The organism is Nostoc sp. 'Peltigera membranacea cyanobiont' 232 (genome assembly GCF_002245985.1).
In the GTDB taxonomy this organism is placed as follows: domain Bacteria; phylum Cyanobacteriota; class Cyanobacteriia; order Cyanobacteriales; family Nostocaceae; genus Nostoc.
In genome coordinates this window covers 17,666-28,658 of sequence record NZ_NOLK01000100.1, presented here as the reverse complement: position 1 = coordinate 28,658, position 10,993 = coordinate 17,666, and the positions used below count along the sequence as shown (strand labels likewise).

General features: G+C 42.5%; 8 protein-coding genes and 25 tRNA genes. 3 read left to right on the top strand and 30 right to left on the bottom strand.

Annotation, left to right across the window (positions count from 1 at the left end):
• Window positions 1-42: 42 nt before the first annotated feature.
• The gene (locus tag CDG79_RS26945) at window positions 43-3,114 is read right to left on the bottom strand and encodes a Tn3 family transposase (RefSeq protein ID WP_094344847.1); all 3,072 of its coding nucleotides are present in this window, start codon (window positions 3,112-3,114) and stop codon (window positions 43-45) included.
• A 146-nt stretch (window positions 3,115-3,260) separates the two neighbouring features.
• Here CDG79_RS26945 and CDG79_RS26940 point away from each other — a divergent pair, with 146 nt between their 5' ends.
• Together CDG79_RS26940 and CDG79_RS26935 are read left to right on the top strand one after the other, a co-directional pair.
• Entirely contained in the window at window positions 3,261-3,830 is a 570-nt protein-coding gene (locus CDG79_RS26940) for a recombinase family protein (RefSeq protein WP_094344846.1), read from the top strand.
• Window positions 3,831-4,089: 259 nt separating this feature from the next.
• Window positions 4,090-4,320 carry a hypothetical protein gene (locus CDG79_RS26935; protein ID WP_094344845.1) on the top strand — a complete coding sequence of 77 codons (231 nt, stop codon included), beginning with the start codon at window positions 4,090-4,092 and terminating at the stop codon, window positions 4,318-4,320.
• A 22-nt stretch (window positions 4,321-4,342) separates the two neighbouring features.
• Here CDG79_RS26935 and CDG79_RS26930 read toward each other — a convergent pair whose 3' ends face one another.
• The 3 genes from CDG79_RS26930 to CDG79_RS26920 form a co-directional block, all read right to left on the bottom strand.
• Window positions 4,343-5,275, bottom strand: coding sequence for a ParB/RepB/Spo0J family partition protein (locus tag CDG79_RS26930; protein ID WP_094344844.1), 933 nt, complete (start codon window positions 5,273-5,275; stop codon window positions 4,343-4,345).
• A complete protein-coding gene (locus tag CDG79_RS26925; RefSeq protein ID WP_094344843.1) occupies window positions 5,262-5,903 on the bottom strand; it encodes a ParA family protein in 642 nt (213 codons plus the stop codon). The genes CDG79_RS26930 and CDG79_RS26925 overlap by 14 nt, the downstream gene beginning before the upstream one ends.
• 243 nt (window positions 5,904-6,146) lie before the next feature.
• Entirely contained in the window at window positions 6,147-6,620 is a 474-nt protein-coding gene (locus CDG79_RS26920) for a shikimate kinase (protein WP_094344842.1), read from the bottom strand.
• 224 nt (window positions 6,621-6,844) lie between these two features.
• On the opposite strand from CDG79_RS26920, the gene CDG79_RS26915 reads away from it, so the two are divergent.
• Window positions 6,845-7,561 carry an iron-containing redox enzyme family protein gene (locus CDG79_RS26915; RefSeq protein ID WP_094344841.1) on the top strand — a complete coding sequence of 239 codons (717 nt, stop codon included), beginning with the start codon at window positions 6,845-6,847 and terminating at the stop codon, window positions 7,559-7,561.
• 103 nt (window positions 7,562-7,664) lie between these two features.
• On the opposite strand, the gene CDG79_RS42015 is transcribed toward CDG79_RS26915, so the two are convergent.
• The 26 genes from CDG79_RS42015 to CDG79_RS26805 all read right to left on the bottom strand — a co-directional run bounded on the left by CDG79_RS42015 (window position 7,665) and on the right by CDG79_RS26805 (window position 10,461).
• A tRNA-Ser gene (locus CDG79_RS42015) sits at window positions 7,665-7,747 on the bottom strand.
• A gap of 8 nt (window positions 7,748-7,755) precedes the next feature.
• Window positions 7,756-7,829, bottom strand: a tRNA-His gene (locus tag CDG79_RS42010).
• A 6-nt stretch (window positions 7,830-7,835) separates the two neighbouring features.
• A tRNA-Ala gene (locus tag CDG79_RS26910) sits at window positions 7,836-7,909 on the bottom strand.
• A gap of 5 nt (window positions 7,910-7,914) precedes the next feature.
• Window positions 7,915-7,987: transfer RNA gene (locus CDG79_RS26905), tRNA-Arg, on the bottom strand.
• 6 nt (window positions 7,988-7,993) lie between these two features.
• Window positions 7,994-8,069: transfer RNA gene (locus CDG79_RS26900), tRNA-Val, on the bottom strand.
• Window positions 8,070-8,074: 5 nt separating this feature from the next.
• Window positions 8,075-8,145 (bottom strand) — tRNA-Gly (locus CDG79_RS26895).
• Window positions 8,146-8,150: 5 nt separating this feature from the next.
• Window positions 8,151-8,223 (bottom strand) — tRNA-Thr (locus CDG79_RS26890).
• 10 nt (window positions 8,224-8,233) lie between these two features.
• A tRNA-Leu gene (locus tag CDG79_RS26885) sits at window positions 8,234-8,307 on the bottom strand.
• A 4-nt stretch (window positions 8,308-8,311) separates the two neighbouring features.
• Window positions 8,312-8,384, bottom strand: a tRNA-Lys gene (locus CDG79_RS26880).
• Window positions 8,385-8,389: 5 nt separating this feature from the next.
• Window positions 8,390-8,463, bottom strand: a tRNA-Pro gene (locus tag CDG79_RS26875).
• Between the two features lie 6 nt (window positions 8,464-8,469).
• A tRNA-Gln gene (locus CDG79_RS26870) sits at window positions 8,470-8,542 on the bottom strand.
• A 5-nt stretch (window positions 8,543-8,547) separates the two neighbouring features.
• Window positions 8,548-8,625, bottom strand: a tRNA-Gln gene (locus CDG79_RS26865).
• Window positions 8,626-8,630: 5 nt separating this feature from the next.
• Window positions 8,631-8,705 (bottom strand) — tRNA-Asn (locus tag CDG79_RS26860).
• Between the two features lie 9 nt (window positions 8,706-8,714).
• Window positions 8,715-8,788, bottom strand: a tRNA-Phe gene (locus tag CDG79_RS26855).
• A gap of 6 nt (window positions 8,789-8,794) precedes the next feature.
• Window positions 8,795-8,868 (bottom strand) — tRNA-Arg (locus CDG79_RS26850).
• 6 nt (window positions 8,869-8,874) lie between these two features.
• Window positions 8,875-8,962, bottom strand: a tRNA-Ser gene (locus CDG79_RS26845).
• Window positions 8,963-8,966: 4 nt separating this feature from the next.
• Window positions 8,967-9,047 (bottom strand) — tRNA-Tyr (locus tag CDG79_RS42005).
• Window positions 9,048-9,053: 6 nt separating this feature from the next.
• Window positions 9,054-9,127: transfer RNA gene (locus CDG79_RS26840), tRNA-Glu, on the bottom strand.
• A gap of 34 nt (window positions 9,128-9,161) precedes the next feature.
• A tRNA-Lys gene (locus tag CDG79_RS26835) sits at window positions 9,162-9,229 on the bottom strand.
• 25 nt (window positions 9,230-9,254) lie between these two features.
• Window positions 9,255-9,325, bottom strand: a tRNA-Trp gene (locus tag CDG79_RS26830).
• Window positions 9,326-9,328: 3 nt separating this feature from the next.
• Window positions 9,329-9,405 (bottom strand) — tRNA-Ile (locus CDG79_RS26825).
• Between the two features lie 5 nt (window positions 9,406-9,410).
• A tRNA-Cys gene (locus CDG79_RS26820) sits at window positions 9,411-9,484 on the bottom strand.
• Window positions 9,485-9,490: 6 nt separating this feature from the next.
• A tRNA-Arg gene (locus CDG79_RS26815) sits at window positions 9,491-9,564 on the bottom strand.
• 3 nt (window positions 9,565-9,567) lie between these two features.
• Window positions 9,568-9,644: transfer RNA gene (locus tag CDG79_RS42000), tRNA-Glu, on the bottom strand.
• Between the two features lie 3 nt (window positions 9,645-9,647).
• Window positions 9,648-9,723, bottom strand: a tRNA-Asp gene (locus CDG79_RS26810).
• Between the two features lie 201 nt (window positions 9,724-9,924).
• Complete coding sequence (locus tag CDG79_RS26805) at window positions 9,925-10,461, bottom strand: HNH endonuclease (RefSeq protein WP_094344840.1); 537 nt, start codon at window positions 10,459-10,461, stop codon at window positions 9,925-9,927.
• Between the last annotated feature and the right edge of the window lie 532 nt (window positions 10,462-10,993).

The window sequence follows — 10,993 nt, the reverse complement described above, 5'->3', positions numbered from 1 at the left end:
GGGGTTTTTTGTATAAACCCTCGAAAAGGGGGATTCTGGAAATTAATGAGACGGGGCTTGGGTTAGCTGCTGAACGATCGCATCGAGATCGATCGAGTCAGAAAACTTCCTAAACTCATAACGACCATACAAATTAACGTGCTGCCAAGCGACAGGAGAAATCTGTTTCAGCACATCAACCCCTTGAACGTCACCAAGCTGCTCTTGATGGTCAAGAACACCAGACAAGATTTTGGCATTGTAGTAAAGAATGCAGTTAGCAATCAAACGCCCGCATTCACTCCAAAGTTGTTGCTCAAGTTCAGACTTAAAGCGTAACTTCCCAAAATTAGCATGAGAGATAGCTCGACGTAACTGATGATAACTTTCGCCTCGATTCAATGCCCGTTGAACATTTTGGCGTAGAGGTAAAGAGTCAATATAATCAAGCAAATACAAACTTTTAAGAATATTGTCATACTCCCACAAAGCTCGTCTAGTCTTATTCTTCCGAGCATAAGCACTAAGTTTACCAACAATAATGCTTTGAGTAGTTTCCTTAACAGCTAATGAAACCATAATTCGTTGAATATTCTCCCACTCCTCCACAATTAATTCAGTATTAATTTTACGAATTGGCTTGATGACATGATCTTTATCATAATTGCTAGGATGTTGAAATCCATACAGAGATTTACTAACCAAGTCATAGATATCTTTGTAGCGGGGAGCGAACTGATAACCAAACGAATGCAGAATAGCAAAATTAATTTCATTCGTACCGTGGGTATCAGTTGAATGTATATTAGGCTGAATATCAGTCGTATTGTTGAACAAAATATCAAATACAAAATGGCTCTCATGCTCATTAGCCCCAATGATTCTAGCATTAACCGGAATATGGTTAGCAACGAGTGTATACGACACCACCCCCTTATTCAACCCAAAATACTTAGGAGAATAACGTGAATTAATTGTATTAATTCGAGCTTCAAACTTTTGTCCATCACTACTAGAGTGAAGCATGTTGTCGATATCATAATGATGAAATATTGACAAATTATAAATCGCATTACTAATTAAGTCATTTGCATCTTTGAGTGTTTCTAATCGGATAAAATTCTCTGAGGTAGAAGTAAGAAGTTGATAGCTAATATCAGAGATTTGACCCATTCGCCTCATCCCCATATTATTACCCCAAGCGATTAAACAAGCAATAATCACATGCTCATCCACGGTTTGTCGGTGGTAACGTCCTAAGACATGCTCAAAAGCTTTAATAAAATGGCAATGCCGATCCACAAAGTGAAGAATATTGGCAATGTCAACTTGTTTTAAACTATCAAAGAGTGGAGCATTAATTAGATCGATACCTTGAGGATATAAAAGATTCCACCGAACCTTATCACGACGCTTCTTAATTTGGAAGTGTTCGTTCTCTCCGTCGGCAATCCGGCGATTAACTTCAAGAATACGTTCTTCAAGATTTTTCTCAAGTGAGGCTAAGTGTTCGATAATGGGATGGGTCAAAATAGTTAAATTATTGCCAATCATCAACTTCTGCTTGTCTTGCCATCTCAAATTATCAATTAAGTCATCTTCAAGACTCCGAAAATGAATGCTGTTTCGGCAAGAAATATCGCCTGATTCTAATCCATTTCGGAGTAGTCGATAGATTAAAAACTCGTAGCGATCTGGAATTAACTGCTTTTCTTGTTCACTACCACCTGTGTAGAGATAACTTATAACTGAAGCTGGGACACACTCGACCGGAAATAATTCAGACTGAAACTCCCTGAGTGCCTTACCCTTCTTAAATACTGCTTTTAGGAAATCAATCGCTTCTATTAATGTATCTTGAGATAGTGTTGTCGTGAACTCAACTGTTACTATAATTTGGCGTAGATGCAATTTGAATTGGTGAGATAATTTATCAATGTGTTCCCATTGAAAGGCAGTTTCATCAAAACTTGCTGTCTTAGCCATTCGCTCGGCAACAAGAATTAACTTTTGACGGGGTAGAATTCCAAAGATACTAGATTGAACTGTTTTAAAAGGTGTATCTGCTTCAATTTTCTCATCTGTCAAAAGTTTGAGAACTTGCCCTGCTTTTTGAAAGTTTTCATTAATCTCAATATGGCATTCATACAAACGTTCCTTGGCAACGCTTTTAGCTTCATCACTATAATGCCTTACTCTGGAGATTAAACAGTTAATTAAATTGTCTGAGTGTTGCTGATAGCGATGATGAGCAAAACAGATAATGTAAATATAGGCTGTCCACTTATTCAGTTGTTTTAATCTAGCAACGGAGTAATAGCCTACTAAAGCAGCATAATATTTAATACTCTCATTTGATATCCCCATTTCTGGCAATAAGTTTTGAGCAATCTTATAAAAAAAGTGTAATTTATCGCCCCGGTGAATCTCGCATTTAATTTCTTTCAGACTAAAATCTTTAGGTTCTTGTTTGAGTTGAGTAATTTCATATAAGCCTGGTGAATCTTCTAATAGTTTCTCAAAGGCTTCTGTCTCAGATGTTTGCAATCGTTCGTGTATAATCTTTGTTAATCGATTATGTTCGGCAGTCAAAGCTCGACTAACAATATCTTGCATCAAGCTATAGCCTGGAATCACAATCTGTTGGTCTGTGAGATAATTGATTAGTTCACGAAACACATAAATAGGTTTGCTGTAAATCTTTGCCGATTGCTGTGCTTTTTGTTCGAGGTCAAGACGTTCTTCTTTTCCACAAAGACGATAGCGATGGAGTTTGAGAATTAGCCTCTGTTGTTTTAGCCGAGTTTGTTTGTCAATTACTTTGATTCCACCGATCTGCTTGGAATTAAAGTGTTGTTCTATAATATATAGAAAATCGCGTTCAACTTCATCAAGTGTAAATACAAAGAATAGATGCTTGGCTCTAAAATATCCCAATTGAATAATAAAGTATACCTGAGATTTAATCGAGCCAAATCCTTCAACAATCTCTAAGTCCAATTGTGATAATGTGAAGTATTCAATCTGCTCTGCTTGGGTAAAGTATGGTCTATTATAAATACTCTCTATTTCATCAGTAGCCAGAATCTTCAACCGCTTTTCTTTGCGGGTGACTTCAGCACCTTCATCTTTCATTTTGGCTACTCATTATTCGATCTAATCAGTCTCAGATTGTACACAATCTGAGACGTTATTTAATTATGTCTCTTTCCATGTCTCAAAATACAATTATCTTAAAGTCTAAGGCATAATGAGACGTAACTACATCAAAAGGCGTTTGTATGGCGAGGGTTGGGTACGCAAGAGTAAGCTCGTCGGGGCAGAGTCTGGATATTCAGTTACATAAACTCAAACATTGCGACAAGATTTATCAGGAAACACAAAGCGGCACTAACCAGCAACGTTCCCAGCTTGCGGCTTGTCTGGAATATGTTAGAGATGGCGATACGTTGATTGTGTCACGCTTAGATCGGTTAGCTCGTTCGACTCTTCACCTTTGCACGATCGCTGATGCACTCCAGCGTAAACATGTTGCCTTGCAGGTACTCGACCAAAATATCGACACCTCAGATGCCACTGGCAGGCTACTTTTTAACATGCTGGCAGCGATCGCTGAATTTGAGACTGAACTCCGTTCTGAGCGTCAGCTAGATGGCATTAATAAGGCAAAGGAGTTAGGTGTTCGCTTTGGTCGGAGTAAACGTTTGTCTCAAGAGCAGATCGTTGAACTTCGGCTTCAACGGAAGCAGGGCGTGCTTATTAAAATATTGATGAAAGACTTCAATCTTTCCAAGGCGAGTGTCTATCGTTACCTTGGAAATTCCACCTCTTCCCCTTCAGAACACTCATAATCCCCCTTTTCGAGGGTTTATACAAAAAACCCCATACTCAATGGGTTTGAGAGGTGGAATGGTTGAGGGGAGCGATCGCATAACACGAAACCATATTGGGATTTGACTGGGATGCAGACCTTTTTCTTAGAGGAAATTTGGCTCAGTAGCTGTTGCTCAGGCATACCTCGCAGCGTCGCACTTTGACATGATCCATCTGTAAGATAGCCATGTAATAGATGCTTGAATATAGAAGTCAAACAAAAAACCAATTATACCCATGTCGGAAATTGAAAACTTGGGAGTGAGTGTAGAAGAGTATTTAGAGGGATTGGCAGCAGGGATTGACATTTTAGAGTTGAAGCGGTTAGAAGCAAGGGGAATTCCCACCAATTTAGCTTTAGAAGTGATGGCGATTATACCAAAGGTAATCAATGGCACAGCCACACCTGAAGAGGTTGTCCGAGGACTAATGATTATGTCGCCATCCTTAAGAGAGCAAATTGAATAGTTTCGAGAATTACCACATTGGTTTACTTTGGGTTGTCGCCTTGCATCAGTGCATCTAACTGAGCTAACAACTTCTCTACTTTGGATTTTTTCTTCGGATCATCCCACACTTTCGCTTTTTTGAAGCGTTGAAAAGTATCATCAACGCGGTCTTTTATGGATGCTGATTCTGTTTGCTTTGATGACTCTGATTTAGACTGCTGCTCAATTTCTTGAATCTTACGCTTGATTTCGCTTAGTGAGAGATTGTAAGCGATCGCATCTTCTAAGAATTGTTTTCTTGTTTTTTCATCACCAACTCGTGCGATCGCTTTGGCTTTACTTGTCTCCAGTTTCCCCTGACGTAATACCTCTAAAATGTCACTGGGCAAATTGAGCAATGGCAAACGATTGCTGATAAAAGAGTCTAGTTTAATATTGCCGAGCGAGGTCAAAACCTCCTCCACTACACTAATGACATCATTGCCAATAACGTTATTGGCAGCAGTTCTACCACGCTGTTGGTTTTGAATGTGATGTAGCAGTGGTGGTACTTCTTGGGGTGAAATTTTTAATTTGACAGCCAAAAGTCGCACAATCCCATCAGTTTCTTCAAGGTCAGTGAGTCCCGAACGAGCGAAGTTTTCTATGAGGGCAATTTCTAGAGCATCTTCATCATTGAGTTGACGAATGACTACAGGGACTTCTACCAATTCCAGAATGTGTCCTGCTCTGTAGCGTTTTGCCCCTGCTACTACCTCATGTTTGTCACTGCCAGGGATAGGACGGACTAAAAGTGGTTCTAGAATGCCGTTTTTTCTGGCAGTAGCAACAATTTTGTCTACCTCTTCTGGGTCGATGTAGTACCGCAGTTCTGCTTTAGGCAGCACAATCAAACTTAGGGGCATAGTCGCCTTAGTTTGGTTAGCATCATCCCTAAAGATAAACTCTTCTACCATTCTTCTATCTCTTGCCATTGGTTACTCCCAAGGCTTCGGTAAAAAGTGCCTCAAAATCTTTGGCGGCGCGTTTAGCTGTTGCTCCTGGTAGTCCCCAAACCGTCGTGCCTTGCCCTGGTGCATCAGCAACTACCTGTAAGTCATACACCATTGTTTTTAGTAAAGGAAACCCTGTGTTTTTTTCTGATAATGCTCTTTGGGCATCTTTGAGTAATACAGTTCCTTTTTTTGCGTGATTTAAAAATAAACCAACATGGGGCATACCACCTCGCAGTTCTCTTGCCTGCCGCAAAATTCTTACCATTTTTGATGTACTGTGCATATCTAGACCTGCTGGTTTACAGGGTACTAGGGCTAGGTCACATCTAGATAAAATTGCCTTGGTTGTTTCACTTAGGCTACCTGGCCCGTCTACAACTACAGCATCATATTGTTCTGCTAAAGTCGGCAGTTCATCAAATAAATCATCCGGGTCTATCATTGTTTTACACGGCAGTTGCAGGTCTTTCATCCAGTTAGTGCTACTCTGCTGTGCATCTGCATCTACAACTATCACTGTTCCTTGTTGGCTTAACCAATACGCCAGATGACCAGATACAGTGGTTTTACCAGCGCCCCCCTTCTGGTTTGTTAGCCCAATAATCATAATTTTTAGACGATACCTGCTAAATGTACTACTGCGCTGACATCACGATTAACTTTCACTATTTAGCAGCAATAGTATCAGTTTTTTTATGAGATGACTTGATAGTACTGCGATGGCTCCGCCCACCGCAGGCATCGCATCCCATTAGATAGGCCCTTTGCCAATAACGTTATTGGTGGAAATGCTTTTGTGAAAATCAGTGAAGTTAATTGTGCGAACTTCTCATGCAATGGCATTATTGGCTCATCTGGTAATTTCATGCTTTATGCCGTTAAATTGATGAAATATTGAGCGATGGGATGAATAACCGAATTCATCATTGCGTTCATAATATTGTTGAATCCAATTCTGTAAAAAATCAAAAGTTTGTGCCTGTTCTTCAGGCGATTGGAATTTATGCACTTCCCAAGGGCGATTGCGGTTATTTTCAAGACACTTATCAATGCCAGGATTGAGGAAATAAATTTCAGTTGAGAATTCAAGAGCAATTTTGAGTAGCGTAGTATAGCAACCTTCAATTACCCAAGCAGTATTATTTTTTATGAAGTCTCGTAGATCCCTAACTGAATCTTCGTGATTACGCCGTATGGCAATTTGGTTTGCTTCCCATGCAATAGTATCGAGGTCGAGAACTGGAATGCCGAAGTCTTTGCCAAGTTTATTGGCAAGAGTACTTTTGCCAGAACCAGAATTGCCAAATATTAAAAATCGATGCATAACAATGATTTAATTAATAGCGATCGCAAGAGTGGTTCCTGTGGAGCATCACACTCTTACTTATCATCTGGTAAATACAATCTGCTGCTGTCAATCGGACTACATCTTTATTCATATTATGGTTTTTTTGTAAAGACATTGGCTACTAAAATTTAAAATAATAGCTTTAATAGAAATATAAGATAATTTCTCACTTAATTAAATGGTGAGAAAAAGGAGTTGCTATGTTGACTCACACGATACCTATGCAATGGCTAATAGAGCTAGTGCAAGAATATCGAAACATTACTAAACGCAATCTGTTTTACAAAACAGTAAATTTGGCTTCTTCACCTTCAGACTTTCAATGGATCAGACAACTGTATTATTTATCCTGCGACTTTACAGCAGCAGTGGCGTTACGTTATGGTAGCTGCCACGATGCACGTTTTCGTGATGCTTTTGGCGAACACGCTGCTGAAGAAGTGACGCACCCTGAAGAACTAGCTGATTGGATGCGTGAATCTGGCTTACTAGCTCCTGATGAACAACTAACTTCAATACCACCAACATTTGAAACTTTAGCGTTAGGGTCTTATTTTATCCGCTCTGTGATGCGTGAATCGATAGCACATCAGATTATTACGCTGAATTTGGTGGCAGAGGGGCTTGCTTACGACTTCTATGCCATTGTCAACCCTAAACTAGCCGAAGTAGGATTGACCCCTAAAGGTTATTGGTTGGTTCATCAAGAATCAGATATGGAACATCAAACTTTAGGGCTTGAGTTAATCCCAGAATGTGAGCGCAATTCATTGTGTGGCAGAGGATATACTCATACTATGTGGGAAGTGTTCAGCCTTTTTAACCAGTTATTATACTCTTGGAGTGGAATGCCAGTAGAACACAAACCCCAACTTCCTACACCTATAGAATTGGGTAGTTATAAGGGAAAATCCTAGTTGGTATTGAGCCGATAGAAAAGGGAATCCACCAGGGAGGTACTGCCCCTCAATAATCTGTGTTATCAGCACAGCGCCTCACTTTTCGGCTTCAGGTGGAAGGCGGAAGATGGAGGAATTGAACCCCCAGGTATTACCCTGCTCTAGTTTTCAAGACTAGTTGCCCTCCCTTGAGCAGCATCTTCCATATAAGGGGTGTCTGGCGGGACTTGAACCCGTTATGACTGGTTCCACAAACCAGCGCCGCGACCGCTTTGGCTTCAGACACCAAGAGTGGATTCGGTGAGGCTTGAACTCACAACCTCCTGTGTGCAAAACAGGCGCTCTCCCAATTAGAGCTACGAACCCATGAGCAGGAGTGGTAGGGGTCGAACCTACATTGCTCGATTTAGAAGATCGATGCCTTATCCATTAGGCAACACTCCCATAAATTGGTAGCCCCGGCAGGGATTGAACCCGCGACTTCCTCTTTGTAAGAGAGGCACTCTCCCAACTGAGTTACAGGGCTAAGAAAGCGATCGACGAGATTTGAACTCGTACCTAGAGTTTGGAAGACTCAAATGCTGCCATTACACCACAATCGCATTGAAGCTGGTGACAGGAGTTGAACCTGCAACCTACTGATTACAAATCAGTTGCTCTGCCAATTGAGCTACACCAGCATTTTGATAGTACCCCTGACAGGGCTTGAACCTGTAGAAAACCCGTTTTAAGCGGGTCATGTCTTCCAATTGCATCACAGGGGCAAGGTGGGTCGCCAGAGACTCGAACTCTGATCACTCCGCTTAAAAGACGGGAACTCTAGCCATTGAGCTAACGACCCACGAATCCGAGTGGTAGGATTTGAACCTACGACCGCCTGTTCCCAAAACAGGAGTGCTGCCAAGCTACACCACACCCGGATAATACTGCCCTGCCAGGATTTGAACCTGGAATCTCCTCGTTCAAAGCGAGGGATGTTGCCAGTTACACCACAGGGCAATAATTGGCTGCCGAGGTTGGAGTTGAACCAACATCTCTATGATTCAGAGACGAGCGCGACTTTCCCAGTCGTCCACTCGGCAATGAATGGCTGCCCCAGTAGGACTTGAACCTACAACCCCCGCGTTAACAGCGCGTTGCTCTGCCATTGAGCTATGGGGCAATGTGCCAGTCCCCCAGGTCAGTATCGAACTGACGACCTCCTGTTCTTCAAACAGGCGCTACTACCAACTGAGCTACCAGGGGGTAAGGCGAGAACGGAAGGACTTGAACCTTCACTTTTCAGTTTCGTAGACTGATGTGTTATCCAGTTACACCACGTTCTCATAAGGCGGAGAGAGAGGGAGTTGAACCCACAGTGAGATGATGAATCTCACAACTGTTTAGCAAACAGCTTGCCCTGCCAATAGCAATCTCTCCATAATGGGCCGGGCTGGAATTGAACCAGCAACGCAAACGCGGCGGTTTTACAGACCGTTACCTACACCAATAGGTGAGCCGACCCAAAAGGTAGTGCAGACGGGACTTGAACCCGCTAATTACACGCTTGAAAGACGTGCCGCTCGGCCACTTCGCTTCTGCACCATGTATGCCATGTAAGTTGAAAAAGCTGTTGATTCACACACAGGAATTGAACCTGCATAGACTGTTTAAGAGACAGTTGCCTTACCATTCGGCTAGTATGTAAGCTTTTTCGATTAGGACACGGCAACGCACAGACTAGGACTTGAACCCAGAACAACAGTTTTGGAGACTGTGGTGTTGCCATTACACCATCTGTGCATTTGGTAGCAGTGGCGAGAGTCGAACTCGCATATACCAAGTTATGAGCTTGGGGCTTTGCCGTAAATCGCTACACTGCAACGTTTGGAGTCCAGGGCGAGAATTGAACTCGCACAGTCGGTTTTGCAGACCAACACCCTACCATTAGGCGACCTGGACATACTACGAGGACGACAGGAATCGAACCTGTGACCACTTGCCTCGGAAACAAGCGCTCTTTCCGACTGAGCTACATCCTCATTTGGAAGCCTTGACGGGAGTTGCACCCGCTTCTCCGTGCTTGAGAGGCACAGCGACTTGTCTATTTGTCCACAAGGCTACACGGGGATGATGGGATTTGAACCCACGGTCTTTCGCTCGACAGGCGACTGCTTTAAACCGGACTAAGCTACACCCCCACGTTGGATGGCAATTATTTAGTTTTCATGGTTCAGAAGTGTTTGCGCTATGCCTTTTTGAGAGGCTGTAGTGCTTCACTACATTTATGCTACACAATGTATTACAAGATGTCAAGGGCATACTACAAACTTTTTGAAAGAACTGAGGGGGCAGTGTTACGTAATCGCGGTATTGCCCTCTCTGATTGAGTTTGAAGTAAATTACTCAGATTCACTCAGGCGTTGTGCGTTCCAAAATTGTTCAGCAAATGCAACTGCTGGGTGAATTGGGGCTTTGGGCTTGCTTTTGAGTACCATTCCAGCTTCATGCGGTAAGCGATCGCTCTTGATTGAATTACACTTCTCACACGCTGTTACAACGTTGTCCCAACTGTGCTGCCCACCTTTTGAGCGGGGAATTACATGGTCGAGCGTCAGACACTTGCTGCTGCCGCAGTATTGGCAAGTGTGGTTGTCTCGCTTGAGTACTTCACGCCGATTTACAGGTGGTACTTTCCAGTGGCGTTCGGGATTACCAACGGTCAAGCGAATATGTTCGGGAACTTGTAGTACGATGCTGGGTGAACGAACTTCCCACTGCTTTGTACTGCCAAAATCCAACGACTCAGCCTGACCAGTAACTAACAGCACGACTGCTCGTTTGATGTTGATACGTGCCAGTGGTAGGTAGTTCTTAGAGAACACCACCACCGAATTTTGTAATATATGTGGTTGCTGACTTTGCTGTTGAGCTTGCATACCTTGATTCACTCCTCAAAAAACAACCCCCGCCTCTGAGATTCAGGAGCGGGGGTCAGATAGTTGATACTTTTTGCCCTATGTTGGTGCTGTAAGACATTTGCACCTCCCGCTTTGGATAAGTTGATCTAGATTCAGCCATCCGGTAATCGCTTCAAAAATATTTTCACGCTGCAATTTTCCGCCGCCAAAACAATACATTCCCTCAAACGCAAATAGCACGATTACTCTGCCTAAACCCTTGTTGGGTCGGCAATGCATCACGCTGCTAATGGTTGAGGAGAATCTGCTTATCATTGAAGGCTTGTAGTATTTGTAATTGAGACTTATATCAATAATACAGTTGTAGTATGCGTTTGTCTACTGCACAATTCTGGGGACGGGCGAACGCTGCGTGAATGCCTTGGCGGTAAAGGCTAAATTTGCAGATGGGGCATCATTTTTTCTCAGCACAACCTTCTAAAACCTTATTCCCCAGGATAAAAATTGCCGAGTATGGATACTCTTTATCTGACATACCATCGCTACAGGC